24 protein-coding genes are annotated in these 25,532 nt (G+C 72.7%); 2 read left to right on the forward strand and 22 right to left on the reverse strand.

The genetic code is table 11. The annotated features are described in order from the left end of the window. Nucleotides 1-3: 3 nt before the first annotated feature. The gene (gene fmt, locus AB0E62_RS13510) at nucleotides 4-936 is read right to left on the reverse strand and encodes a methionyl-tRNA formyltransferase (protein WP_362191920.1); all 933 of its coding nucleotides are present in this window, start codon (nucleotides 934-936) and stop codon (nucleotides 4-6) included. Nucleotides 937-1,150: 214 nt separating this feature from the next. Here fmt and AB0E62_RS13515 point away from each other — a divergent pair, with 214 nt between their 5' ends. Further along, nucleotides 1,151-1,693 (forward strand): hypothetical protein, encoded by a 543-nt coding sequence (locus AB0E62_RS13515; protein WP_362191922.1) that lies wholly within the window; start codon nucleotides 1,151-1,153, stop codon nucleotides 1,691-1,693. An 86-nt stretch (nucleotides 1,694-1,779) separates the two neighbouring features. Here the strand turns inward: AB0E62_RS13515 and AB0E62_RS13520 are convergent, their stop codons facing one another. The 14 genes from AB0E62_RS13520 to pyrR all read right to left on the reverse strand — a co-directional run bounded on the left by AB0E62_RS13520 (nucleotide 1,780) and on the right by pyrR (nucleotide 18,392). After that, nucleotides 1,780-3,939 carry a primosomal protein N' gene (locus AB0E62_RS13520; RefSeq protein WP_362191924.1) on the reverse strand — a complete coding sequence of 720 codons (2,160 nt, stop codon included), beginning with the start codon at nucleotides 3,937-3,939 and terminating at the stop codon, nucleotides 1,780-1,782. A 126-nt stretch (nucleotides 3,940-4,065) separates the two neighbouring features. Continuing rightward, on the reverse strand, nucleotides 4,066-5,274 hold the full coding sequence (gene metK / locus AB0E62_RS13525) for a methionine adenosyltransferase (RefSeq protein WP_362191926.1): 1,209 nt from the start codon (nucleotides 5,272-5,274) through the stop codon (nucleotides 4,066-4,068). Nucleotides 5,275-5,522: 248 nt separating this feature from the next. Further along, nucleotides 5,523-6,728, reverse strand: a complete 1,206-nt coding sequence (gene coaBC / locus AB0E62_RS13530; RefSeq protein ID WP_362191928.1) for a bifunctional phosphopantothenoylcysteine decarboxylase/phosphopantothenate--cysteine ligase CoaBC — start codon at nucleotides 6,726-6,728, stop codon at nucleotides 5,523-5,525. A 99-nt stretch (nucleotides 6,729-6,827) separates the two neighbouring features. Further along, on the reverse strand, nucleotides 6,828-7,100 hold the full coding sequence (gene rpoZ, locus AB0E62_RS13535; RefSeq protein ID WP_030620214.1) for a DNA-directed RNA polymerase subunit omega: 273 nt from the start codon (nucleotides 7,098-7,100) through the stop codon (nucleotides 6,828-6,830). 53 nt (nucleotides 7,101-7,153) lie between these two features. Then, nucleotides 7,154-7,711, reverse strand: coding sequence for a guanylate kinase (gmk, locus tag AB0E62_RS13540; RefSeq protein WP_362191930.1), 558 nt, complete (start codon nucleotides 7,709-7,711; stop codon nucleotides 7,154-7,156). A gap of 61 nt (nucleotides 7,712-7,772) precedes the next feature. Next, nucleotides 7,773-8,096 carry an integration host factor gene (locus AB0E62_RS13545; protein ID WP_003977346.1) on the reverse strand — a complete coding sequence of 108 codons (324 nt, stop codon included), beginning with the start codon at nucleotides 8,094-8,096 and terminating at the stop codon, nucleotides 7,773-7,775. A gap of 301 nt (nucleotides 8,097-8,397) precedes the next feature. Next, nucleotides 8,398-9,300: an orotidine-5'-phosphate decarboxylase gene (pyrF, locus tag AB0E62_RS13550; protein WP_362191932.1), complete on the reverse strand. Its 903-nt coding sequence runs from the start codon at nucleotides 9,298-9,300 to the stop codon at nucleotides 8,398-8,400. After that, nucleotides 9,297-10,403, reverse strand: a complete 1,107-nt coding sequence (locus tag AB0E62_RS13555; protein ID WP_362191934.1) for a quinone-dependent dihydroorotate dehydrogenase — start codon at nucleotides 10,401-10,403, stop codon at nucleotides 9,297-9,299. The genes pyrF and AB0E62_RS13555 overlap by 4 nt, the downstream gene beginning before the upstream one ends. A 51-nt stretch (nucleotides 10,404-10,454) precedes the next feature. Continuing rightward, entirely contained in the window at nucleotides 10,455-13,763 is a 3,309-nt protein-coding gene (gene carB, locus AB0E62_RS13560; protein ID WP_362191936.1) for a carbamoyl-phosphate synthase large subunit, read from the reverse strand. After that, nucleotides 13,756-14,898, reverse strand: coding sequence for a glutamine-hydrolyzing carbamoyl-phosphate synthase small subunit (carA, locus tag AB0E62_RS13565; RefSeq protein ID WP_362191938.1), 1,143 nt, complete (start codon nucleotides 14,896-14,898; stop codon nucleotides 13,756-13,758). Before carA ends, carB begins: the two co-directional genes overlap by 8 nt. Further along, on the reverse strand, nucleotides 14,895-15,455 hold the full coding sequence (locus AB0E62_RS13570; protein WP_362191940.1) for a hypothetical protein: 561 nt from the start codon (nucleotides 15,453-15,455) through the stop codon (nucleotides 14,895-14,897). The genes carA and AB0E62_RS13570 overlap by 4 nt, the downstream gene beginning before the upstream one ends. Continuing rightward, entirely contained in the window at nucleotides 15,452-16,738 is a 1,287-nt protein-coding gene (locus AB0E62_RS13575) for a dihydroorotase (RefSeq protein ID WP_362191942.1), read from the reverse strand. Before AB0E62_RS13575 ends, AB0E62_RS13570 begins: the two co-directional genes overlap by 4 nt. Before the next feature lie 4 nt (nucleotides 16,739-16,742). Further along, nucleotides 16,743-17,720, reverse strand: a complete 978-nt coding sequence (locus tag AB0E62_RS13580) for an aspartate carbamoyltransferase catalytic subunit (protein WP_362191944.1) — start codon at nucleotides 17,718-17,720, stop codon at nucleotides 16,743-16,745. A gap of 90 nt (nucleotides 17,721-17,810) precedes the next feature. Continuing rightward, nucleotides 17,811-18,392: a bifunctional pyr operon transcriptional regulator/uracil phosphoribosyltransferase PyrR gene (gene pyrR, locus AB0E62_RS13585; protein ID WP_362191946.1), complete on the reverse strand. Its 582-nt coding sequence runs from the start codon at nucleotides 18,390-18,392 to the stop codon at nucleotides 17,811-17,813. A 253-nt stretch (nucleotides 18,393-18,645) separates the two neighbouring features. Here pyrR and bldD point away from each other — a divergent pair, with 253 nt between their 5' ends. After that, the gene (bldD, locus tag AB0E62_RS13590) at nucleotides 18,646-19,149 is read left to right on the forward strand and encodes a transcriptional regulator BldD (protein ID WP_014671524.1); all 504 of its coding nucleotides are present in this window, start codon (nucleotides 18,646-18,648) and stop codon (nucleotides 19,147-19,149) included. Nucleotides 19,150-19,323: 174 nt separating this feature from the next. On the opposite strand, the gene nusB is transcribed toward bldD, so the two are convergent. The 7 genes from nusB to aroC all read right to left on the reverse strand — a co-directional run bounded on the left by nusB (nucleotide 19,324) and on the right by aroC (nucleotide 25,531). Then, the gene (gene nusB, locus AB0E62_RS13595) at nucleotides 19,324-19,758 is read right to left on the reverse strand and encodes a transcription antitermination factor NusB (RefSeq protein WP_362191948.1); all 435 of its coding nucleotides are present in this window, start codon (nucleotides 19,756-19,758) and stop codon (nucleotides 19,324-19,326) included. A gap of 2 nt (nucleotides 19,759-19,760) precedes the next feature. Further along, the gene (efp, locus tag AB0E62_RS13600; protein ID WP_362191950.1) at nucleotides 19,761-20,327 is read right to left on the reverse strand and encodes an elongation factor P; all 567 of its coding nucleotides are present in this window, start codon (nucleotides 20,325-20,327) and stop codon (nucleotides 19,761-19,763) included. 44 nt (nucleotides 20,328-20,371) lie between these two features. Then, entirely contained in the window at nucleotides 20,372-21,478 is a 1,107-nt protein-coding gene (locus AB0E62_RS13605; RefSeq protein WP_362191952.1) for an aminopeptidase P family protein, read from the reverse strand. Nucleotides 21,479-21,548: 70 nt separating this feature from the next. Then, a complete protein-coding gene (locus AB0E62_RS13610) occupies nucleotides 21,549-22,577 on the reverse strand; it encodes an AAA family ATPase (protein WP_362191953.1) in 1,029 nt (342 codons plus the stop codon). Between the two features lie 166 nt (nucleotides 22,578-22,743). Continuing rightward, the gene (aroB, locus tag AB0E62_RS13615) at nucleotides 22,744-23,835 is read right to left on the reverse strand and encodes a 3-dehydroquinate synthase (RefSeq protein ID WP_362191955.1); all 1,092 of its coding nucleotides are present in this window, start codon (nucleotides 23,833-23,835) and stop codon (nucleotides 22,744-22,746) included. After that, on the reverse strand, nucleotides 23,832-24,350 hold the full coding sequence (locus AB0E62_RS13620) for a shikimate kinase (RefSeq protein ID WP_362191957.1): 519 nt from the start codon (nucleotides 24,348-24,350) through the stop codon (nucleotides 23,832-23,834). The genes aroB and AB0E62_RS13620 overlap by 4 nt, the downstream gene beginning before the upstream one ends. Continuing rightward, on the reverse strand, nucleotides 24,347-25,531 hold the full coding sequence (gene aroC, locus AB0E62_RS13625; RefSeq protein ID WP_362191959.1) for a chorismate synthase: 1,185 nt from the start codon (nucleotides 25,529-25,531) through the stop codon (nucleotides 24,347-24,349). The genes AB0E62_RS13620 and aroC overlap by 4 nt, the downstream gene beginning before the upstream one ends. Nucleotide 25,532: the final 1 nt, after the last annotated feature.

A 25,532-nucleotide genomic window follows, 5' to 3' on the forward strand; every position in this document is an offset into this window, starting at 1 on the left:
GCGTCAGCCGCCGAGCGTCTCGCCCTCCGCGATGCGCGCCCCGCGCGCCCAGTCGGCGGCGCGCATCGGCTTCTTGCCCTGGGCCTGCACCCACAGCAGCTCGACGGCGTGGGAACCGGTGCCGACGTGCACGCTGTTCTTGCCCACCGCGAGCCGGCCCGGCGCGAGGTCGGTCCGCTCGGGCACCGGGGTGACCTGGACGAGCTTGAGCCGCTCGCCGCGGAAGGTGGTCCAGGCGCCGGGCGCCGGGGTGCAGCCGCGCACCACCCGGTCGACGCGCAGCGCGGGCGCCGCCCAGTCCACCCGGGCGTCCTCGACGGTGATCTTGGGTGCGAGGGAGACGCCCTCGGCGGGCTGCGGTACGGCCTTCAGGGTGCCGTCCTCGATGCCGTCCATGGTGGCGGCGAGCAGTCCGGCGCCCGCGAAGGCGAGCCGGGTCAGCAGGTCGCCGCTGGTGTCGGTGGGGCGGACCTCCTCGGTGACGGTGCCGTAGACGGGCCCGGAGTCCAGGCCCTCCTCGATGAGGAAGGTGGACGCCCCGGTGATCTCGTCGCCCGCCATGACGGCGTGCTGCACGGGCGCGGCGCCGCGCCAGGCGGGCAGCAGCGAGAAGTGCAGGTTGACCCAGCCGTGGGCCGGGACGTCCAGGGCGACCCGGGGCAGCAGGGCGCCGTAGGCGACGACCGGGCAGCAGTCCGGGGCGATCTGCCGGAGCCGCTCCAGGAACTCCGGGTCGCGGGGCTTGAGCGGCTTCAGCACCTCGATCCCCGCCTCCTCGGCCCGCTCGGCCACGGGGGACGCGACCAGCCTGCGCCCGCGTCCGGCCGGCGCGTCGGGCCGCGTGACGACGGCGGCCACCTCGTGCCGCCCGGAGGCGAGCAGGGCGTCCAGGGCGGGAACGGCGACCTCGGGGGTACCGGCGAAGACGAGCTTCATGGGCGGGATCGGGCCTCTCGGGCGGGGTCGGTCGGGCAGCGCACCAGTCTATGACCATGGACGGCGCACGGGTGGGCGACCGGCGTACGCATATGCCCGTACGCCCCCACCCCGTGACCAGCGGGGGATCGGCGCGTTGGTCAAGAAAGAGTTGACCACATCGGGCCGCTTGCGCGGCCGAATTCCTTTCAACGCCGGTTCGAGAGGCTTGTTCATGGCCGACCACGCAACCCACGACGCCCAGGCCCGGGCCAGCCTGCACTTGCTGGTGCGGGACATCGAGCGGGTCCGCCGGCAGGTGGACGCGCTGCGCACGCTCACCGCCCAGCTGGGCAACGTCTACCGCCCGCGCCGCTCCGGCCCCTCCACGGGCTTCGTCGTCTACGGACGTGCCCCCGCCCCGACCGTCCGCCTCGCCCAGGAACTCCGCGACAGTGTCGAGACGCTGGTCACGGCCGCGGTGGACTTCGACCGCTCGCTCGGTTTCTCGTGGGACGCGGTGGGTTCGGCGCTCGGGGTCACCAAACAGGCGGTGCACCGCCGTTACGGCGCCCGTCGCGCGGCGGCCCAGGCGGCGGCCGAGGCGGAGCGGACACCGGAGCCGTCCGGCACCCGCACGATCAATGTGAACACCGGGCTGCCCGCCGTGCCGACGGTGCCCGCGGCCCGCTCCATGCCCACCCAGCCGACCGCGACCGCCCCGGCCCTGCGCGACGATCCCCGCCCCGCCCCTTTCCCCAGCCCCCGCAACGGCTGACCCCTTCCCCTGCCCTGCCCTCCCGGACCATCCGGGAGGGCAGCCGCGTACCGGGGGGCGTCCCCTGCCGGCCGGCGCCCGGTGGTTCAGCCGATGTCCGGTGGGTCGATGCGGACGCGCACCTGGTCGGCGTTGCCGCGGGCCATGCGGGCTGCCTGGGCGGTCTTCAGGGCCGTGGCGAGGGCGGCGCCGCTGCCGGGCGGGACGCGGACGAGGGCCCGTTCCCAGTGTTCGCCGGGCGGGGGCGCGCCGGGCCGGCGGGGCCGGCCGGGCGGCGCGGGCGGCAGCGGTACCGGGCCCAGTACCTCGGCGTCCGGCGGCAGTCCGGCGGCCGACAGGAACTCGGCGACGGCCGCCGGCGGTCCGGACACGGCCGCCATCCGGGACACCGGCGGGAAGCCCAGCTCGGCCCGCTCGGACAGTTCGCGCACGGCATGCCCGACCGGGTCCCAGCGCACCAGCGCCTGCACGGGCCGCAGCGTGGGCTCGGCCACCACGACCACGGTGCCCCCCTCCGTCTGCGGCCGCACCAGCGCGCCCGCCGCGATCCACCGGCGCAGCGCGTCCTCGCCGGCCCGCAGGTCGGGACGGCCGAGCATGGCCCAGCCGTCCAGGAGCAGGGCCGCCGCGTAGCCGCCCTCGGCCACCGGTTCGGCGCCCGGCGTGCTGACCACGAGCGCGGGCGTGTCCGGGACGGTGTCCAGCACATGCTCTCGCCCCGAAGTGCGCACCGGTACGGCGGGAAAGGCCCGCCCCAGTTCCTCGGCGGTGCGGCGCGCGCCCACGACCTGGGCGCGGAGCCGGAAACCGCCGCACTCCGGGCAGTGCCAGGAGCGTTCCTCGCGCCCGCACCAGCCGCACCGCAGCACGCCCCCGTCCTGTCCCTCCAGCGGCCCGGAGCAGTGCCGGCAGCGGGCGGGCTCCCGGCACCGGTCGCAGGCCATGCGGGGCGTGTAACCGCGCCGGGGCACCTGCACCAGCACCGGCCCGTGCCGCAGCCCCTCCCGGGCCGCCTGCCAGGCGAGGGTGGGCAGCCGGGCGGCACGGGCGGCCTCGTCGCGCGCGAGGTCCTCGTCCCCGACGGTCCGGACCAGGGGCGCGGTCCGGCGCACCTGCTCGCGCCCGGCGACCAGCGGCCGGGCCCAGCCGCTCTCCACGAGCTGGGCGGCCTCCACGGTGCAGCCCCAGCTGCCCAGCAGGAAGGCGCACCGGTCCAGCGCGGCCCGCAGCAGCAGCACATCGCGGGCGTGCGGCTGCGGGGCGTGCGGCTCGCTGTGGCTGTCGTCGCCGTCGTCCCAGATGGCGACGAGTCCGAGGTCCCGCACGGGCGCGAACATCGCCGCCCGCGTCCCGACGACGGCGCGCACCGAGCCGCGCCGCGCCGCGAGCCACTGCGCGTACCGCTTCTCGGGGCCGGCGTCGGCGGTGAGCAGGGCGTGCCGGCCGGGGCCGAGCAGCGCGGTCAGCGCGGCGTCGACCCGCGCGGCGGCCCGCCCGTCGGGCACGACGACCAGGGCGCCCCGCCCGGAGGCGAGGGCGGCGGCGACGGCCCGGGCCAGCTCCTCGCTCCACAGGGGTCCGGGCAGCGCGTTCCACACGGCCCTGGGCGCCCCGCCCGAGGCCAGCGCGTCGAGGAAGGCGCCCCCGTGCTCGTACCGCGCCCAGGAACCGGGACCGGGCGCCGGCGGCGGGGGCAGCGGCGCGGGGGACGGCCGCTGTTCGGCGCGGGCGTTGCGCGGCGGTACGGCCAGTTGCAGGACGTCGGCGAGGCTGCCCGCGTAGCGGTCGGCGACGGCCCGGGCGAGGCCGAGCAGTTCCTCGCCCAGTACCGGCTCCGGTGAGACGACCTGGGCGAGCGCGGCCAGTGGTCCGGAGTAGTCGGACTCGGCCCGCCGTTCGACGAGGAAGCCGTCGATGAGCCCGCCGCCCTCCCGGCGCCCCTCGCGCACCCGGTGCCGCCCGGCCCCGAACCGCACCCGCACCCGCACGCCGGGCTGGGCCTCGGCGTCCAGCTCGGCGGGCACCGCGTAGTCGAAGTACCGGTCGAGGTGGAGCACTCCCTTGTCGACCAGCACCCGCGCGACGGGCAGCCGGGGCGCCAGCGCGGCCCCCCGCCAGGTCCGCGGCTTGGCCCGCGGCACCTTGGCCTTGCGCACGCTCTCCCGGATCAGCGCGAGCTGCTCCGGCGGCGCCCCTTCGGCCCCGCCGGCCCCGTCTCCCCGGGGCTCCCCGTCCTCGCTGCTCACGCCTGCATTCTTACCAAACGCCACCGACAACGCCCGCCCGGCCGGCTCCCGCCGGCCGGCCCGGACACGCCGAGGCCCGGCTCCCCCAGTCGGGAAGCCGGGCCTCGGCGGACGGTCAGGCGTGGGTCACACGCCCGCGGCCGCGCGCAGGGCCTCGACGCGGTCCGTGCGCTCCCAGGTGAAGTCGGGCAGCTCGCGGCCGAAGTGGCCGTACGCGGCGGTCTGGCCGTAGATCGGGCGAAGCAGGTCGAGGTCGCGGATGATCGCGGCCGGGCGGAGGTCGAAGACCTCGTCGATCGCCTTCTCGATCTTCTCGGGGTCGATCTTGTGGGTGCCGAAGGTCTCCACGAACAGACCGACGGGCTCGGCCTTGCCGATGGCGTAGGCGACCTGGACCTCGCAGCGGGAGGCCAGGCCGGCCGCCACGACGTTCTTGGCGACCCACCGCATGGCGTACGCGGCCGAGCGGTCCACCTTGGAGGGGTCCTTGCCGGAGAAGGCGCCGCCGCCGTGGCGGGCCATGCCGCCGTACGTGTCGATGATGATCTTGCGGCCGGTCAGACCGGCGTCGCCCATCGGGCCGCCGATCTCGAAGCGGCCGGTCGGGTTGACCAGCAGGCGGTAGCCCTCGGTGTCGAGCTTGATGCCCTCGTCCAGCAGGGCCTTCAGCTCCGGCTCCACGACGAACTCGCGGATGTCGGGGGCGAGCAGCGACTCCAGGTCGATGTCCGAGGCGTGCTGGGAGGAGACGACCACCGTGTCCAGCCGGACGGCCTTGTCGCCGTCGTACTCGATGGTGACCTGGGTCTTGCCGTCCGGGCGCAGGTAGGGGATGGTGCCGTTCTTGCGGACCTCGGACAGGCGCTTGGACAGGCGGTGCGCCAGGAAGATCGGCAGCGGCATGAGGGTCGGCGTCTCGTCGGACGCGTAGCCGAACATCAGGCCCTGGTCGCCCGCGCCCTGCCGGTCCAGCTCGTCCTCGTCGCCCTCGACCCGGGCCTCGTACGCGGCGTCGACGCCCTGCGCAATGTCCGGGGACTGCGCGCCGATGGACACCGACACGCCGCAGGAGGCGCCGTCGAAGCCCTTCTTGGAGGAGTCGTAGCCGATGTCCAGGATCTTGTTGCGGACGAGGGTCGCGATGTCCGCGTAGGCCTTGGTCGTCACCTCGCCGGCCACGTGCACCAGGCCGGTGGTGATGAGCGTCTCCACGGCGACCCGGGAGGTCGGGTCCTCACGCAGAAGCGCGTCGAGAATGGTGTCGCTGATCTGGTCAGCGATCTTGTCGGGGTGACCCTCGGTCACGGACTCCGAGGTGAACAGGCGACGGGACACAACGCTCCCTGTGGTTGCAGCGGCTGCTGGCTGATCATTTGCGGTCGACGCGGGGCTGCGCCCGGCGTCGACCGTGAACAGTTTATCGGTCGCACTCCGCCGACGGGCCACCCGTCTCGCCTCTCGGGAGCGCTGTGACCTGCGGCACGGGCATTCTGCCCAATGCCCGGCGGCCTTGGCCAGGGTCGCCACGCCCAATTCGAGCGTGGCGTGAACACGACTCGAGGCGGCCCGACCGCCGGCGCCGGTCAGCCCAGGCGCCGGACGACCAGGTCCCAGACGGTGTCGGCGAGGGCTTCCTTGGGGCCGTACGGCACCGGGGTCTCGCTGCCGTCGGCGCCCAGCACCACGGCCTCGCTCTCTTCGGCGCCGAAGGTCTTGCGCTCCCCCACCTCGTTGACCACGAGCAGGTCACAGCCCTTGCGGGCGAGCTTGGCACGGCCGTTGGCGAGGACGTCGTCGGTCTCGGCGGCGAAGCCGACGATCACCTGTCCGGGCCGGGCCCGGTCGGCGGAGATCTCCGCGAGGACGTCCGGGTTGCGGACCAGGACGACCGGCTCGGGGTCCTGGCCGTCCTTCTTCTTGATCTTCCCTGCCGCGTAGGCGGCCGGCCGGAAATCCGCCACCGCGGCGGCCATGACCACGGCGTCGGCGTCAGCGGCCGCCTTCAGGACGGCCTCGCGCAGCTGCACGGCGGTGCCCACCCGGACGACGTCCACGCCCGCCGGGTCGGGCAGGCCGGTGTTGGCCGCGACCAGCGTGACCCGGGCGCCGCGGGCCGCGGCGGTGCGGGCGAGGGCGTACCCCTGCTTGCCGGAGGAGCGGTTGCCGAGGAAGCGGACCGGGTCGAGGGGTTCACGGGTGCCGCCGGCGGAGACGACGACGTGCCGTCCCTCGAGGTCGGGCGCGGCGCTGCCGCGGGCCAGCACCCGGCGGCAGACCTCGAAGATCTCGGCCGGGTCGGGCAGCCGGCCCTTGCCGGTGTCGACGCCGGTGAGGCGGCCGACGGCGGGCTCGATCACGACGGCTCCGCGGCGGCGCAGGGTGGCCACGTTCTCCTGGGTGGCCGGGTGCTCCCACATCTCGGTGTGCATCGCGGGTGCGAACACGACCGGGCAGCGGGCGGTGAGCAGGGTGTTGGTCAGCAGGTCGTCGGCGAGGCCGTGGGCGGCCTTGGCGAGCATGTCGGCGGTGGCCGGGGCCACCACCACCAGGTCGGCGTGCTGGCCGATGCGGACGTGCGGGACCTCGTGGACGTCGTCCCAGACCTCGGTGGCGACCGGGTTGCCGGACAGCGCGGACCAGGTGGCGGCGCCGACGAAGTGCAGCGCGGAGGCGGTGGGCACCACGCGGACGTCATGGCCCGACTCCGTGAACCTCCTCAGCAGCTCACAGGCCTTGTACGCGGCGATGCCACCGCTGACCCCCAGTACGACCTTCGGCTTGTCCACCATGGCTCCTCGCATTCGAGAATCTGCACCACCCATGACACACCACAGGCCCGGCAGCGGGACTGCCGGGCCTGTGGATAAGTCAATCGCGATCTGGAAGTACTACTGCGCCGGGCCGTCAACAGCCTCGGAGGTCAGCAGACCGGCGTTGATCTCGCGCAGGGCGATCGAGAGCGGCTTCTCGTGCACGTGGGTGTCCACGAGCGGACCGACGTACTCGAGGAGACCCTCACCGAGCTGCGAGTAGTACGCGTTGATCTGGCGCGCGCGCTTGGCGGCGTAGATCACGAGGCTGTACTTCGAGTCGGTCGCCTCAAGAAGCTCGTCGATCGGCGGGTTGATGATGCCCTCGGGCGCGGTGATGGAAGAGGACACGCTCTACCTTCCGATGGATGGAAAAGGATCAGACATCGTGATCACAGTCACGATCACACAACGTCCATCAAGGCTAGCAGCTCACGGGCCACGTCCTCGACGGAGGTGTTGACCAGGGTCACGTCGAACTCCGGCTCGGCCGCCAGCTCGGTCCGCGCCGCGTCCAGGCGGCGCTCGATGACCTCGGGCGACTCGGTCCCCCGGCCGGTCAGCCTGCGCACCAGCTCCTCCCACGAGGGCGGGGCCAGGAACACCAGCTGGGCGTCGGACAGGGACTCGCGGACCTGCCGGGCGCCCTGGAGGTCGATCTCCAGCAGGACGGGCTCGCCGTTCTCCAGCCGCTCCAGCACGGCCGCGCGGGGCGTGCCGTAGCGGTTGCCGGCGAACTCGGCCCACTCCAGCAGCTCGCCGTTGGCGATGAGCTTGTCCATCTCCTCGTCGCTGACGAAGAAGTAGTGGACTCCGTGCTGCTCGCCGGGGCGCGGCTTGCGGGTGGTCGCCGACACCGAGAGCCAGACGTCGGGGTGTTCCTTGCGCATATGGGCGACGACCGTGCTCTTGCCGACCCCCGAAGGGCCGGAGAGCACGGTCAGCCGCGGACGTTCACTCATGCAGCGATTATTCCAGCAATCCCGGGGTGCCCGGGACTCCCGGTCCGCCGGGAGGACGGACTCAGGAGCCGGTGCTGCCGAACTCACGCTCCAGGGAGGCGATCTGGTTCGAACCGAGACCGCGCACGCGGCGGCTCTCGGAGATGCCCAGACGCTCCATGATCTGCTTGGCGCGGACCTTGCCCACGCCCGGCAGGGACTCCAGCAGCGCGGAGACCTTCATCTTGCCGATGACGTCGTTTTCCTGGCCCTGCTTGATGACCTCGTGCAGGGAGGCGCCGGAGTGCTTGAGTCGATTCTTGACCTCGGCCCGCTCCCGGCGAGCCGCGGCGGCCTTTTCGAGCGCGGCTGCGCGCTGTTCAGGGGTAAGGGGCGGAAGAGCCACGCCTACGTCACCTCGGATGTCGAACTGTCGGATACGGACCGGTGAGGAACCTAGTCGCCCCACACCTGGGGGCCTACGAGCAACACGCTGCCCGACCTCCCCCACTGCCCTGGCGGGCACGGGAGGTGTCCCCACTGCCTCGGAGACTAGCGGGCAAGTCCGCCGGAGTCAGCGAGAACAGCGGAAAAGTCCTGGTCAGCCTCCGTCAGGTCGGACATTTTGGATATTTTGCCCCCGATTTGAGGATGTATTCACACTCAGGACGGCGCGATCCCGCTCCGCAGGCCACCGGGTCCGCGGATCAGCCCGCGCCGACGGCGTCCCGGATCTCCGCCGCGAACCGCTCGGCCGCCCCGCGCAGCGCGCCGGCGTCGGGACCGTGCCGCAGCACACCCCGGCTGACGTTGGGCACCACGTTGCGGACGGCCGCACCGAAGACCCGGGGCAGGTCGGCCGGGGTCGCGCCCTGGGCGCCGATGCCGGGGGCGAGCAGCGGGCCGCCCATGCCGAGGTCGTACGACGACAGGTCGCCGAGCGTGGCGCCGACCACCGCGCCGAAGGAGCCCAGCGGCTCCTCCCCCGCGTTCTCGGCCGCCAGGTGGGCCAGCATCGTCGCGCCGACGGTGCGTCCGTCGGCGCGCACCGCGTGCTGCACCTCGCCGCCCTCCGGGTTCGAGGTGAGCGCCAGCACGAACAGGCCGGCGCCGCTCTCCCGGGCCAGCGCGACGGCCGGCGAGAGCGAGCCGTAGCCGAGGTACGGCGAGACGGTCAGCGCGTCGGAGAACAGCGGCGCGTCGGGGCGCAGGAACGCCTCGGCGTAGGCGGCCATGGTGGAGCCGATGTCGCCGCGCTTGGCGTCCATCACGACCAGGGCACCGGCCGCGCGCGCCTCCTGGACCGACGTCTCCAGCACGGCCAGGCCGCGCGAGCCGAACCGCTCGAAGAAGGCGCTCTGCGGCTTCAGCACGGCCACCCGGTCGGCCAGCGCCTCGACCACCGTACGGCTGAACCGCTCCAGGCCGGCGATGTCGTCGTCCAGGCCCCACTCGGCGAGCAGCGAGGCGTGCGGGTCGATGCCGACGCACAGCGGGCCGCGCTCGTCCATGGCGCGGCGCAGCCGGGCGCCGAAGGGCTCTCCAGAAGATGTCCGCGGCCCGGAGGGCCTCGTTGAGGGGTGGTGGTCGGGCGACGGGCGGGCGGTCATGCGGGCTTCCTCACGTCGGCGCCGACCGCGTCGGCGAGGGTGGCGTACGGGCTGGTGCGCAGGCGGGCGGCGAGGCCCTTGTGGAGGGACCGGCACCAGAAGGGGCCCTCGTAGATGAAGGCGCTGTAGCCCTGGATCAGGGTGGCACCGGCCAGGATGCGCTGCCAGGCGTCCTCGGCGTTCTCGATGCCGCCGACACCGACCAGCGTGATCCGGTCGCCCACACGCGCGTACAGGCGCCGCAGGACCTCCAGGGAGCGCGCCTTGAGCGGGGCCCCGGACAGGCCGCCGGTCTCCCCCGTCAGCGCGGGCGCGGAGCGCAGGCCGAGGCCCTCGCGGGCGATGGTCGTGTTGGTGGCGATGATGCCGTCCAGTCCCAGTTCCACGGCGAGGTCGGCGACCGCGTCGATGTCCTCGTCGGCGAGGTCGGGGGCGATCTTCACCAGCAGCGGGACGCGCCGGGCGGGGACCGCGCGGTCGGCGGCCCCGCGCACGGCGGTGAGCAGCGGGCGCAGGTGGTCCACGGCCTGGAGGTCGCGCAGGCCGGGGGTGTTGGGCGAGGAGACGTTGACGACCAGGTAGTCCGCGTACGGCGCGAGCCGCTCGGCCGACTTCACGTAGTCGGCGACGGCCTCCTCCTCGGGGACGGCCTTGGTCTTGCCGATGTTGACGCCGACGACGGTCCTGAAGACCGGTTCGCGGGAGGCCAGGCGGGCGGCCACGGTCAGCGAGCCGTCGTTGTTGAAGCCCATGCGGTTGATCAGCGCCCGGTCGGCGACGAGCCGGAACAGCCGCTTCCTGGGGTTGCCGGGCTGCGGCTCGCCCGTCACCGTGCCGATCTCGACGTGGTCGAAGCCCAGCATCGACATCCCGTCGATGGCGACGGCGTTCTTGTCGAAGCCGGCGGCCAGCCCGAACGGGCCGTGCATCCGCAGCCCGAACGCCTCGGTGCGCAGCTCCTTGTGGCGGGGCGCGAGGACGGCGGCGGCGAAGGTGCGCAGCACGGGGATGCGGGCGGCCAGGCGGATCCAGCGGAAGGCCAGGTGGTGCGCCTGCTCCGGGTCCATGCGCCGGAAGACCAGCTGGAAAAAGATCTTGTACATGGTGTCCTCGTGAAGAGGGGGACACCGTTTCCGGTGTCCCCCTCGGGGCTGCTAGTCGCGGGCGGCGGTCAGGTGTTCCGCGTGTTCCTGGAGGGAACGCACGCCCACGCCTCCGTGGTTGAGGGCGTCGATGCCCTGGACGGCCGCCGCGAGCGCCTGGACGGTCGTCAGGCACGGCACGGAGCGGGCCACCGCGGCCGTGCGGATGTCGTAGCCGTCGAGGCGGCCACCGGTGCCGTACGGGGTGTTGACGATGAGGTCGACCTCGCCGTCGTGGATGAGCTGGACGATGGTCCGCTCGCCGTTCGGGCCGGTGCCCTCGGACTGCTTGCGCACGACCGTGGCGTTGATGCCGTTGCGCTTGAGGACCTCGGCGGTGCCGGAGGTGGCGAGCAGCTCGAAGCCGTGGGCGACCAGCTCGCGCGCCGGGAAGATCATCGAGCGCTTGTCGCGGTTGGCGACCGAGATGAACGCGCGGCCCTTGGTGGGCAGCGGGCCGTACGCGCCCGCCTGCGACTTGGCGTACGCCGTGCCGAAGACGGAGTCGATGCCCATGACCTCGCCCGTGGAGCGCATCTCCGGGCCGAGCACGGTGTCCACGCCCCGGCCCTGGATGTCGCGGAACCGCGACCACGGCATGACGGCCTCCTTGACGGAGATCGGCGCGTCCAGCGGCAGCTCGCCGCCGTCGCCGTGCTTGGGCAGCAGGCCCTCGGCGCGCAGCTCGGCGATGGTGGCGCCCAGCGAGATCCGGGCCGCGGCCTTGGCGAGCGGGACCGCGGTCGCCTTGGAGGTGAAGGGCACCGTGCGCGAGGCGCGCGGGTTGGCCTCCAGGACGTAGAGGATGTCGCCGGCCATCGCGAACTGGATGTTGATCAGGCCGCGCACGCCGACGCCCTTGGCGATGGCCTCGGTGGAGGCGCGCAGCCGCTTGATGTCGAAGCCGCCGAGGGTGATCGGGGGCAGGGCGCACGCCGAGTCGCCGGAGTGGATGCCGGCCTCCTCGATGTGCTCCATCACACCGCCGAGGTACAGCTCCTCGCCGTCGTAGAGCGCGTCGACGTCGATCTCGATGGCGTCGTCCAGGAAGCGGTCGACGAGGACCGGCCGGGACGGGCTGATCTCGGTCGACTCGGCGATGTAGGAGGCGAGGCGGGTCTCGTCGTAGACGATCTCCATGCCGCGTCCGCCGAGCACGTACGACGGCCGGACCAGGACCGGGTAGCCGATCTCGTCGGCGATGGCCTTGGCCTCCGCGAAGGTGGTGGCCGTGCCGTGCTTGGGGGCCGGCAGGCCCGCCTCGGCGAGGACCCGGCCGAAGGCACCGCGGTCCTCGGCGGCGTGGATGGCCTCCGGGGAGGTGCCCACGATCGGCACGCCGTTGTCCTTGAGGGCCTGCGACAGACCCAGCGGGGTCTGGCCGCCCAGCTGGACGACGACGCCCGCCACCGGGCCGGCCTGCTGCTCCGCGTGGACGATCTCCAGCACGTCTTCCAGCGTCAGCGGCTCGAAGTACAGGCGGTCGGAGGTGTCGTAGTCCGTGGAGACGGTCTCCGGGTTGCAGTTGACCATCACGGTCTCGTACCCGGCGTCGGCCAGCGCGAAGGAGGCGTGGACGCAGGAGTAGTCGAACTCGATGCCCTGGCCGATGCGGTTCGGGCCGGAGCCGAGGATGATGACGGCCGGCTTCTCGCGCGAGGCGACCTCGCTCTCCTCGTCGTAGGAGGAGTAGAAGTACGGCGTCCTCGCGGCGAACTCGGCGGCGCAGGTGTCGACCGTCTTGTAGACCGGACGGATGCCGAGGGCGTGCCGGACCTCGCGGACGACGTCCTCGCGCAGGCCGCGGATCTCGCCGATCTGCTGGTCGGAGAAGCCGTGCCGCTTGGCCTCGGCGAGCAGGTCGCCGGTCAGCTCGGGGGCCCCGGCCAGCTCGTCCGCGATCTCCTTGATGAGGAACAGCTGGTCCACGAACCACGGGTCGATCTTCGTGTACTCGAAGACCTCCTCGGGCGTGGCGCCGGCGCGGATGGCCTGCATGACGGTGTTGATCCGGCCGTCGGTGGGCCGTACGGCCTCGCGCAGCAGGGTGTCCTTGTCGCCGGGGTCGCCGACGAAGGTGAACTGGCTGCCCTTCTTCTCCAGGGAGCGCAGCGCCTTCTGGAAGGCCTCGGGGAAGTTGCGGCCGATGGCCATGGCCTCGCCGACCGACTTCATGGTGGTGGTCAGCGTGGAGTCGGCCTGCGGGAACTTCTCGAAGGCGAACCGGGGGGCCTTGACGACCACGTAGTCCAGGGTCGGCTCGAAGGAGGCCGGGGTCTCCTGGGTGATGTCGTTGGGGATCTCGTCCAGCGTGTAGCCGACGGCCAGCTTGGCGGCGATCTTGGCGATCGGGAAGCCGGTGGCCTTGGAGGCGAGCGCCGAGGAGCGCGACACGCGCGGGTTCATCTCGATGACGATCACGCGGCCGTCCTCGGGGTTGACCGCGAACTGGATGTTGCAGCCACCCGTGTCGACGCCGACCTCGCGGATGACGGCGATGCCGATGTCCCGCAGGACCTGGTACTCGCGGTCGGTCAGCGTCATCGAGGGCGCCACGGTGATGGAGTCACCGGTGTGCACGCCCATGGGGTCGAAGTTCTCGATGGAGCAGACGACCACGACGTTGTCGTTCTTGTCGCGCATCAGCTCCAGCTCGTACTCCTTCCAGCCGAGGATGGACTCCTCCAGGAGCACCTCGGTGGTCGGGGAGAGCGTGAGGCCCTGGCCGGCGATGCGGCGCAGCTCCTCCTCGTCGTGCGCGAAGCCGGAGCCGGCGCCGCCCATGGTGAAGGAGGGGCGGACCACCACCGGGTAGCCGCCGAGGGTCTCGACGCCCTCGAGGACGTCGTCCATGGTGTGGCAGATGACCGAGCGGGCGGACTCGCCGTACCCGATCTTCTTGCGGACCTCCTCCACGACCATCTTGAACTGGTCGCGGTCCTCGCCCTTGTGGATCGCCTCGGGCTTGGCACCGATCAGCTCCACGCCGTACTTGGCGAGGACGCCGTTCTCGTGCAGGGAGATCGCGGTGTTCAGGGCCGTCTGGCCGCCCAGGGTGGGCAGCAGGGCGTCCGGGCGCTCCTTGGCGATGATCTTCTCGACGAACTCCGGGGTGATCGGCTCGACGTAGGTGGCGTCCGCGATCTCCGGGTCGGTCATGATCGTCGCCGGGTTGGAGTTGACGAGGATCACGCGCAGGCCCTCGGCCTTGAGCACGCGGCACGCCTGGGTGCCGGAGTAGTCGAACTCGGCGGCCTGGCCGATGACGATCGGGCCGGAGCCGATGACCAGGACGGACTGGATATCGGTGCGCTTAGGCACGCTGGCCCTCCATCAGGGAAACGAAGCGGTCGAACAGGTAGGCGGCGTCGTGCGGACCGGCCGCCGCTTCGGGGTGGTACTGGACGGAGAAGGCGGGCTGGTCGAGCAGCTGGAGCCCCTCCACGACGTTGTCGTTCAGGCAGACGTGCGAGACCTCGGCGCGGCCGAACTTCGTCTCGCTGACCTTGTCGAGCGGCGCGTCCACGGCGAAGCCGTGGTTGTGCGCGGTGACCTCGACCTTGCCGGTCGTACGGTCCTGGACCGGCTGGTTGATGCCGCGGTGGCCGTACTTCAGCTTGTAGGTGCCGAAGCCGAGGGCGCGGCCGAGGATCTGGTTGCCGAAGCAGATGCCGAACAGGGGCGTCCGGCGCTCCAGGACGGCGGTCATCAGCGCGACCGGGCCGTCGGCGGTCGCCGGGTCGCCGGGGCCGTTGGAGAAGAACACGCCGTCCGGGCCGACGGCGTAGACGTCGTCGGCGGTGGCGGTGGCGGGCAGGACGTGCACCTCGATGCCGCGCTCCGCCATGCGCTGCGGGGTCATGCCCTTGATGCCGAGGTCGATCGCGGCGACGGTGAAGCGCTTCTCACCGACGGCCGGGACGACGTACGCCTCCTTGGTCGCGACCTCCTCGTAGAGGCTCGCGCCCTTCATGTGCGGCTGGGCCTGCACGCGCGCCACCAGCTCCGCCTCGGGGGCGAGCGCCTCGCCCGAGAAGATGCCGGCCCGCATCGAGCCGCGCTCGCGCAGGTGGCGGGTGAGGGCGCGGGTGTCGATGCCGGAGATGCCGACCACGCCCTGGCGCTCCAGCTCGTCGTCCAGGGAGCGCTTGGCCCGCCAGTTGGACGGCACGCGCGCGGGGTCGCGCACGACGTAGCCGGAGACCCAGATGCGGCCCGACTCGTCGTCCTCGTCGTTCCACCCGGTGTTGCCGATCTGCGGGGCGGTCGCGACGACGATCTGTCGGTCGTAGGAGGGGTCGGTGAGGGTCTCCTGGTAGCCGGTCATGCCGGTGGAGAACACGGCCTCGCCGAAGGTCTCCCCCACGGCCCCGTAGGCGCGGCCGCGGAAGGTGCGGCCGTCCTCCAGGACGAGTACGGCGGGAACCTTCGCGGTTCCCCTGGTGGAGGTCGTCATCGTGCGCCTTCCGTGTCGTTGGTCATCTTGTTCAGGGTGTCGGCCCATTCGGCGTGCTCGGCCGAGCGGTCCGAGCGGAAGCCGGAGTCGATCAGCTTGTCGCCGTGCTGCCAGGTCACCACCAGCAGTCCGCCCTCGGTGAGGACCTTGCCGGCGATGCCCTTGTCCAGCCGGGCGCCCCGCAGGGCGGCCCGGGGGACGAAGAAGTCGGCGGCGCCGGGGCGCTCGACCTCCAGGCCCGCGTCGGTCAGGGTCAGCTCGGCCCGGCTGCGGGTGCCCAGGCCGTGGGCCACGATGCGGTCCAGCCACTGTCCGGCGGTGGTGGAGCCGTGGTAACGGCCGCTCATGCTCAGGGTGACCGGGCCGGTCTCCTCGGGCGCGGCGGGCAGCGGCGGCAGGCCCGCCTGGAGGGTGCCGCGCCACTTCCAGCCCTCGCGCATCAGCCAGTAGACCAGCGCGATGAACAGGGCCAGTCCGACGAGCCAGCCGATCCGGGCTCCCCAGTCGGTGACCTCGGCCGACTTCTTGGCCTCGGCCAGCAGGATTACAGGTGTCACGTGAGCTTCCCGTCGACGAGCGTGGCCTTGCCCCGCAGCCACGTGTGCGTCACACGGCCCGGCAGCTCACGGCCCTCGTAGGGGGTGTTGCGGCTGCGTGAGGCGAAGCCCGCGGGGTCCACCGGGCCACGGTATGCCGTGTCGAGGAGGGTGAGGTTGGCGGGCTCACCAGCCGAGACGGGGCGGCCGTGGCCGGTGGCCTGTCCGATCTGCGCGGGCCTGAAGGACATGCGGTCGGCGACGCCGGCCCAGTCCAGCAGGCCCGTGTCGACCATGGTCTCCTGGACCACTGACAACGCGGTCTCCAGGCCGACCATGCCCATGGCGGCGGCGGCCCACTCGCAGTCCTTGTCCTCGTGCGGGTGCGGGGCGTGGTCGGTGGCGACGATGTCGATCGTGCCGTCGGCGAGCGCCTCGCGCAGGGCCAGCACGTCGCGCTCGGTGCGCAGCGGCGGGTTGACCTTGTAGACGGGGTTGTAGGTGCGCACCAGCTCGTCGGTGAGCAGCAGGTGGTGCGGGGTGACCTCGGCGGTGACCCGGATGCCGCGGGACTTGGCCCAGCGGACGATCTCGACGCTGCCCGCGGTCGACAGGTGGCAGATGTGGACGCGGGAGCCGACGTGCTCGGCGAGCAGCACGTCCCGGGCGATGATCGACTCCTCGGCGACGGCGGGCCAGCCGCCGAGGCCCAGCTCGGCGGAGACGACGCCCTCGTTCATCTGGGCGCCCTCGGTCAGCCGCGGCTCCTGGGCGTGCTGGGCGACGACGCCGTCGAAGGCCTTCACGTACTCCAGGGCGCGGCGCATGATCACCGCGTCGTCCACGCACTTGCCGTCGTCGGAGAAGACGGTGACCCCGGCGGCGGACTCGTGCATGGCGCCGAGCTCGGCGAGCTTCCTGCCCTCCAGGCCGACGGTGACGGCGCCGATGGGCTGGACGTCGCAGTAGCCGTGCTCCTGGCCGAGCCGCCAGACCTGCTCGACGACGCCGGCGGTGTCGGCGACCGGGAAGGTGTTGGCCATGGCGAACACGGCCGTGTAGCCGCCGCTCGCCGCGGCACGGGTGCCGGTGAGCACGGTCTCGGAGTCCTCGCGGCCCGGCTCGCGCAGGTGGGTGTGCAGGTCGACCAGGCCCGGCAGCAGCACCTTGCCGCCGGCCTCGACCACCTCGGCGCCCTCGGCGGCGAGGCCGGTGCCCACCTCGGCGATGGTCCCGCCGTCGATCAGCACGTCCTGCGGCTCGCCGCCGAGCACCTTCGCACCACGGATCAGGATCTTGCTCATGGTCTTACTTCTCCTCGGTACGAGAGTGGGTGACGGCGGGCTCGTTGCCACCGAGCAGCAGGTACAGGACGGCCATCCGGATGGAGACGCCGTTGGCGACCTGTTCGACGGCGGTGCAGCGGCCGGAGTCGGCGACCTCGGCGGTGATCTCCATGCCGCGGACCATCGGGCCGGGGTGCATCACGATGGCGTGCTCGGGCAGCTTGGCCATGCGCTCGCCGTCGAGGCCGTAGCGCCGGGAGTACTCGCGCTCGGTCGGGAAGAAGGCCGCGTTCATGCGCTCGCGCTGGACGCGGAGCATCATCACGGCGTCGCACTTGGGCAGCGTGCTGTCCAGGTCGTAGGAGACCGCGCACGGCCAGGACTCGACGCCGACCGGCACCAGGGTGGGCGGGGCGACCAGGGTGACCTCGGCGCCGAGGGTGTGCAGCAGGTCGACGTTGGAGCGGGCGACCCGGCTGTGCAGGACGTCGCCGACGATGGTGATCCGCTTGCCGGACAGGTCCTGGCCGAGCCCGGCGTCGCGGCCGGTCAGCCGGCGGCGCAGGGTGAAGGCGTCCAGCAGGGCCTGGGTGGGGTGCTGGTGGGTGCCGTCGCCGGCGTTGATGACGGCCGCGTCGATCCAGCCGGAGTTGGCGAGCCGGTACGGGGCCCCGGAGGCGCCGTGCCGGATGACCACGGCGTCGACGCCCATGGCCTCCAGGGTCTGCGCGGTGTCCTTCAGGGACTCGCCCTTGGACACCGACGAGCCCTTGGCGGAGAAGTTGATGACGTCCGCGGACAGCCGTTTCTCGGCGGCCTCGAAGGAGATGCGGGTCCGCGTGGAGTCCTCGAAGAAGAGGTTGACGACGGTCCGGCCGCGCAGGGTCGGCAGCTTCTTGATCGGCCGGTCGGCGACCCGGGCCATCTCCTCGGCGGTGTCGAGGATCAGGACGGCGTCGTCGCGGGTGAGGTCGGCGGCCGAGATGAGATGGCGCTGCATCTGACAGGCTCCGTAGGGCAGTTCATTCGGGAGATTTCGGGCAGGCAGGCGCGTGCGGGGGCACGCCGGGGCGGCCGTGCGCCTGTCGTGCTACTGAGCGGCCGGCTTCGCACCGAGCAGCACGGTGTCGCGACCGTCCTCCTCGGCGAGCTGGACCTTGACCGTCTCCCGCAGCGACGTGGGGAGGTTCTTGCCGACGTAGTCGGCGCGGATCGGCAGTTCGCGGTGGCCGCGGTCGACCAGGACGGCGAGCTGCACCGCGCGCGGGCGCCCGATGTCGTTCAGGGCGTCCAGGGCGGCACGGATGGTGCGGCCGGAGAAGAGCACGTCGTCGACGAGGACGACCAGCTTGCCGTCGATGCCGTCACCGGGGATCTCGGTGCGGGCCAGCGCACGCGGCGGGTGCATGCGCAGGTCGTCGCGGTACATGGTGATGTCGAGGGAGCCGACCGGGATCGCGCGGTCGGTGATCTGCGCCAGCTTGGCGGCGAGCCGCCGGGCGAGGAAGACGCCCCGGGTCGGAATGCCGAGGAGCACCACGTCGTCGGCGCCCTTGGCGCGTTCGACGATCTCGTGGGCGATACGGGTCAGCACCCGCGCGATGTCGGGGCCTTCGAGCACGGGCCGCGCATCGGACGCTTGCGGATGCACGGATGTGTCGTGCGTGTCCATACGAAACGGACCTCCTTCTCCGCCTCACGGGACGGACCTTAAAGGACGTCGGAATTGCGCCATCCACCCTAGCAGGTCGCCGGGCGGCCTCTTGTCACCCGGTTGGCCCAACGGGTGGCCGCTGCCACGGAAGAGTCGGTGTGGACCATTCGGCTTGACGCAGGAGAGTCACGCTGCGTAACCTCACAGTGAGTTACCAGCCGCGCGGCGGGAAGACAGTCCGGTCGCGTCGACACAGTGTCCGGGGAGCTATATGTCCAGCGAATACGCCAAACAGCTCGGGGCCAAGCTCCGGGCCATCCGCACCCAGCAGGGCCTTTCCCTCCACGGTGTCGAGGAGAAGTCCCAGGGTCGCTGGAAGGCCGTGGTGGTGGGTTCGTACGAGCGCGGCGACCGTGCCGTGACCGTGCAGCGCCTCGCCGAGCTGGCCGATTTCTATGGCGTCCCGGTGCAGGAGCTCCTGCCGGGCACCACGCCGGGCGGCGCCGCCGAGCCGCCGCCGAAGCTGGTCCTGGACCTGGAGCGGCTGGCCACCGTGCCGGCCGAGAAGGCGGGCCCCCTGCAGCGCTACGCGGCGACGATCCAGTCCCAGCGCGGTGACTACAACGGCAAGGTGCTCTCCATCCGCCAGGACGATCTGCGCACACTCGCCGTCATCTACGACCAGTCGCCCTCGGTCCTCACCGAACAGCTGATCAGCTGGGGCGTCCTGGACGCGGACGCGCGCCGCGCGGTGGCCACGCACGAAGAGGCCTGACCAGCGGCCCCACCCAAGCAGAAACGTGCCGTCGGGGTGGCCGGAACTGTACGGTTCCGGCCACCCCGACGGCTTTTCCGCGCCGGGACGGCTTTTCGCACGCCTGCCGGCGCCCATGCGGAAGGGCCCGTGGCACCACCGTGCCACGGGCCCTTCCGCGTGTCGTACCGGGTGCTACGCCTCGTCCCGGCGCAGGGACGGCTTGAGTTCCTTCAGCCGGCCCAGCAGGCCGTTGACGAACGCGGGCGACTCGTCGGTGGAGAACTCCTTCGCCAGCTGCACCATCTCGTCCAGGACGACGGCGTCCGGGGTCTCGTCGACCCAGATCAGCTCGTACGCGCCCAGCCGCAGGATGTTGCGGTCCACGACCGGCATCCGGTCGAGCGTCCATCCCACCGCGTACTGGGAGATCAGCTCGTCGATCCGCCGCGTGTGCTCCGCGTAGCCCTCGACCAGCTGCATCGTGTACTCGCTGACCGGGGGCTGCCGGGTGTCGGACCGGGAGTGCCGGATCCAGTCCGCGAGGACCGTCAGGACGTCGGCGCCGCGCTGGTCGCCCTCGAAGAGGATCTGGAAGGCGCGCTTGCGGGCCGTGTTGCGGGCAGCCACGGTTAGCTGTTCACCCGGCCGAGGTAGTCGCTGGTGCGGGTGTCGACCTTGATCTTCTCGCCGGTGGTGATGAAGAGCGGGACCTGGATCTGGTGGCCGGTCTCCAGGGTGGCGGGCTTGGTGCCACCGGTGGAGCGGTCGCCCTGGACGCCCGGCTCGGTCTCCTGGACGGTCAGCTCGACGGCGGCCGGCAGCTCGACGAAGAGCACCTCGCCCTCGTGCTGGGCGACGGTGGCCTCGAAGCCCTCGATGAGGAAGTTGGCGGCGTCGCCGACGACCTTGCGGTCGATCATCAGCTGGTCGTAGGTCTCCAGGTCCATGAAGACGAAGTAGTCGCCGTCCATGTACGAGAACTGCATGTCGCGCTTGTCGACAGTGGCCGTCTCGACCTTGACGCCGGCGTTGAAGGTCTTGTCGACGACCTTGCCGGAGAGCACGTTCTTGAGCTTGGTGCGCACGAAGGCCGGGCCCTTGCCGGGCTTGACGTGCTGGAACTCGACGACGGACCAGAGCTGGCCGCCTTCGAGCTTGAGCACCAGGCCGTTCTTGAGGTCGTTCGTGGAAGCCACGGTTGCGGAATCTCCTGGACTGACGTACGACCCCGGGTCACGCGCTACAGCGCGAGCAGCTCCTTGGTCGTGATGGTGAGTAGCTCGGGTCCGCCGTCCGCCTCGGGGCGCACGACGAGCGTGTCATCGATCCGGACACCGCCCCGGCCCGGGAGGTGGACCCCCGGTTCGACGGTGACCGGCACGCAAGCGTCCAGTTTACCCATGGCCGAGGGCGCCAACTGCGGGTCCTCCTCGATTTCGAGCCCGACGCCGTGCCCGGTCAGCGGTGGCAGGGCTTCCGCATAGCCGGCCGAGTCCAGCACCTGGCGCGCGGCGCGGTCGACGTCGCGGCAGGCGGCTCCCGGCGTGAGGAACTCCCGTCCGGCGCGCTGGGCGGCGAAGACGAGGTCGTACAGCTCGATCTGCCAGTCGGCGGGCGAGGTGCCGATGACGAAGGTGCGGCCGATCTCGCAGCGGTAGCCGCGGTAGGTGGCCCCCAGGCAGACGGAGAGGAAGTCGCCCTCCTCCACGCGCCGGTCGGTGGGACGGTGACCGCGGCGGCCGGCGTGCGGCCCGGTGGCCACGGAGGTCGGGAAGGCGGGGCCGTCGGCGCCGTGGTCGACCAGGCGCCGCTCCAGCTCCAGCGCGAGGTGCCGTTCGGTGCGGCCGACCAGGATGGACTCCAGCAGCTCGCCGAGGGCCTGGTCGGTGATCTCGGCGCCGATGCGCAGGCAGGAGATCTCCTCCTCGTCCTTGACCACCCTGAGCTGTTCGACGGCCCCGCCGAGGTCGGCCAGGCGGAGCCGGGGGGCGACGGAGGCGAGGGCGCGGTGGCGGGCCACGGTGAGGTGGTGCTCCTCGACCGCCAGGGAGTCGGCGCCCTGGGCCAGGGCGAGGCCGGCCGCGGCCACGGCGGTGTCGCCGCCGTTCGCCGGCAGGACGTGCAGGCGCAGGTTCTCGTCCGGCCTGCCGTCACCTGGGCGGTCGTCCGGCGGGCCGGCGCACACCAGGAGGTCCTCGCTCCTGCCGAGCAGCAGGACGGAAGCCTGCGGGGCCGCGGCGGCGAGGTAGCGGACGTTGGCCGGGCGGGTGACGAGCGCTGTCGCGACGCCGGCCGCGTTGACGTGGTCCCTCAGCCGGGACCGGCGGTTCGCGTACACCTCTGACATGAGATGAGCGTAGGAGTTCTGCCCGGAATGTGCCGATTGGGAGGGGCCGAGTGGGGATCGGGGCGGCCGCCTACCAGGCCGGTGGGCTCGCGATCGCCCGCGCCAGCACCTCGTCCAGCACCCGGGCCGTGCCGGGGATGTCCAGCTGGGAGTTGTCGATGATCGGGAGGCCCGAGCCGTACCAGCCGGCCATCCGGCCGTGGATGCGGGCCACCTCCTCGTCGCTGAGGCGGCGGGTGCCGGTGCGTTCCGCGTTGCGCTCCAGGACGATGTCCAGGCCCGGCAGCAGGACCACCGGGAGCAGGCCGGGGCCGACGTGCCGCTTCCAGCCGCCGAGGCCCACGACGGGGCGGTCCGGGAAGACGGCGTCGTCCAGGATGCAGGAGATGCCGTTGGCCAGGAAGTTGCGGGCAGCGAAGCCGCAGGTGCGGCGGGCCAGGCGGTACTGGGCCTCCGAGTTCTCGTTCCAGCCGGACCGGGGGTCGGCGAAGCCGGAGCGTACCCATTCGCGCACGTCGTCCAGGCTGATGTGGGCCGTGGGGACGCGCCGGTGGTCCGCCCAGTACTTGGCGACGCTGGTCTTGCCGGCGCCGGCCGGGCCGATGAGGAGGACGGCCAGGGTGGTGGCCGCCGGGTCCGGGACCGGGGCCGCGGCGGGTGGTGCCGCCGGCGTGCCGGCCGGGCCGCCGGGCGGCAGGGGCACATGGCCGGTGGCGTCGGGCGCCGAGGGGGCCACGGGGTGCCGCGCGGGCGGCCGGCCGGAGGGCGCCGGAGGCTGCTGCGGGGCCGGGGGCTGCTGGGCCGCTGGGGGCTGCGGGGAGGCGGGGGGCCGGTGGGGCGCCGGTGGCTGTTGCGGGACCGGCGGAGCCGGGAAGCCCGGGGGCGGCGGGGGCACGGCGGGGGCGGCCGGCCGGGAGGCTCCCGGGCGCGGGCCCGGGGAGTGCGCGGCCGGCACATCGGGGACCGGCCGGTGCGCGGCCGGCAGGTCAGGGACCGGCTGATGGGGAGCCGACCGGTGGGGGGCCGGCGCCCAGCCGGCGTGCGCCCCCTGCCCCGGCTGCTGGGGCGGCGGCAGCGGAGAACCCACTGCGTGCTGCATCCGTTGCCACTCCGTCTCGTACAGGCACTGTGCTGCCGGCGGCGGGGGCACGCCCCCACTGCCTACCGAACGGTACCGTCCCCGGCCGTCGTTCGGTGAAACGGCCGGGGGCGGCCCGTAGTGCCCGGTGGGGGGCGGGAACCGGACGGAGGGAACAGTCCGGGACCTACTGCCCGACCTCACCGTACGCGGCGAGGAGGACGGCCGGGTCGGGGCCCTCCAGGACGGTGGGCCTGGCCAGCCCGTCCAGGACGATGAAGCGGAGCAGGTCGCCGCGGGACTTCTTGTCGACCTTCATCGTCTCCAGCAGCTTGGGCCACTGGTCGTAGCGGTAGTGCAGCGGCAGGCCGACGGACTCCAGGACGGTGCGGTGGCGGTCGGCGGTGGCGTCGTCCAGCCGGCCCGCCAGGCGGCCCAGCTCGGCGGCGAAGTGCATGCCGACCGCGACCGCGGCGCCGTGCCGCCACTTGTACCGCTCGTTCTTCTCGATCGCGTGGCCGAGGGTGTGGCCGTAGTTGAGAATCTCCCGCAGCCCGGACTCCTTCAGGTCCGCGGAGACCACCTCGGCCTTGACCCGGATCGACCGCTCGATCAGCTCCGCGGTGTGCGGGCCGGCCGGGGTGCGGGCGGCCTCGGGATCGGCCTCGATCAGGTCGAGGATCACCGGGTCGGCGATGAACCCGGCCTTGATGACCTCGGCCAGACCGGAGACGTAGTCGTGCACCGGCAGCGAGTCCAGCGCGGCCAGGTCGCACAGCACCCCGGCGGGCGGGTGGAAGGCGCCGACGAGGTTCTTGCCCTCGGCGGTGTTGATCCCGGTCTTGCCGCCGACCGCCGCGTCCACCATGGCCAGGACGGTGGTCGGGATCGCCACCCAGCGCACCCCGCGCAGCCAGGTCGCCGCGACGAACCCGGCGAGGTCCGTGGTGGCGCCGCCGCCGACGCCGACGATGACGTCCGTGCGGGTGAAGCCGGACTGGCCCAGCGCCTTCCAGCAGTAGGCGGCGACCTCGGCGGTCTTGGCCTCCTCCGCGTTCGGCACCTGGATCGCCACGGCCTCGTAGCCCTGCCCGGCCAGATCGGCCCGCAGCGCCTCGCCGGTCTCGGCGAGCGCCTCCGGGTGGATCACCGCCACCCGCTTGGCCCGCTCGCCGATCAGTCCGGCCAGCTCTCCCAGCAGCTGCCGGCCCACCAGCACCTCGTAGGCGTCCGTGCCCGCTGTGGCCCCGATCTCGATCCGGGTGACTGCCTCGCTCATCGCTGCTTCAACTCCAGTGCCTCCAGCACGCTCTGCGTGACCTCTTCGGGGGTACGGCCGTCCGTCGCCACGACCACGGCCGCGACCTGTTCGTACAGGTGCCGACGCGCCTCCATCAGCTCCCGCCACTGCTTGCGCGGGTTGACCGCGAGCAGCGGGCGGGCCACGTTCAGGCCGGTGCGCTTGACGGCCTCCTCGACCTCCATCGACAGGTAGACCACCCGGTGCCCGGCGAGCAGGGCCCGCGTGTCCTCGTCGAGGACGGCGCCGCCGCCCAGTGCCAGGACGCCGTCGTGCTCGGCGAGGGCCGCCCGCACGGCCGCCTTCTCCAGGGCGCGGAAGGCGGGCTCGCCCTCGTCCACGAAGATCTCGGCGATGGTGCGGCCCTGGGCGGCCACGATGTCGTCGTCGGTGTCCCGGTAGCCCACGCCGAGGTGCTCGGCGAGCATCCGGCCCACCGTGGACTTGCCCACGCCCATCGGGCCGACCAGGACGACCGCCGGCACGGCGCTCACCTGATCGCCAGGGCGTCGAGGTAGGAGCGGACGTTGCGGCGGGTCTCCGTGACGCTGTCGCCGCCGAACTTCTCCGCCACGGCGTCCGCGAGGACGAGGGCGACCATGGCCTCGGCGACGATTCCGGCGGCGGGCACCGCGCACACGTCGGAGCGCTGGTGGTGGGCCTGTGCCGCCTCGCCGGTGGCCACGTCGATCGTCCGCAGCGCCCGGGGCACGGTCGCGATCGGCTTCATCGCCGCGCGCACCCGCAGCAGCTCACCCGTGGTCAGACCGCCCTCGGTGCCGCCGGACCGGCCCGTGACCCGCTTGACGCCCTCGTCGGTGGTGACGATCTCGTCGTGCGCCTTCGAGCCGGGCACCCGGGCGAGGTCGAAGCCGTCGCCGACCTCCACGCCCTTGATCGCCTGGATGCCCATGAGGGCGGCGGCCAGCCGCGCGTCGAGCCGGCGGTCCCAGTGCACATGGGAGCCGAGCCCGACCGGGACGCCGTAGGCCAGGACCTCGACCACACCGCCGAGGGTGTCGCCGTCCTTGTGGGCCTGGTCGATCTCCGCGACCATCGCCTTCGAGGCATCGGCGTCCAGGCAGCGCACCGGGTCCGCGTCCAGCTTCTCCACATCCGCCGGAGTCGGGTGGACCCCGTACGGCGCCTTCGCCGAGGCCAGCTCGACGACATGGGAGACGATCTCGATCCCGGCCGTCTCCTTCAGGTACGAGCGGGCCACCGCGCCCAGCGCCACGCGGGCGGCGGTCTCCCGGGCCGAGGCGCGCTCCAGGATCGGGCGGGCCTCGTCGAAGCCGTACTTCTGCATGCCCGCCAGGTCGGCGTGGCCCGGGCGGGGGCGGGTCAGCGGCGCGTTGCGGGCGAGCCCGGCCAGCACCTCCGGGTCGACCGGGTCGGCGGCCATGACCTGCTCCCACTTCGGCCACTCGGTGTTGCCCACCATGACCGCCACCGGGGAGCCCAGGGTCAGGCCGTGCCGGACGCCGCCCAGGAAGGTGACCTCGTCCCGCTCGAACTTCATCCGCGCACCACGGCCATAGCCGAGCCGCCGCCGCGCCAGGTGGTCCGCCACCATGTCGGTGGTGATCGGCACGCCGGCGGGAAGACCCTCCAGCGTCGCGACAAGTGCGGGACCGTGGGACTCCCCCGCGGTCAGCCAACGCAGCCTGCTCAAC

It is taken from the genome of Streptomyces sp. NPDC038707 (assembly GCF_040636485.1).
In the GTDB taxonomy this organism is placed as follows: domain Bacteria; phylum Actinomycetota; class Actinomycetes; order Streptomycetales; family Streptomycetaceae; genus Streptomyces.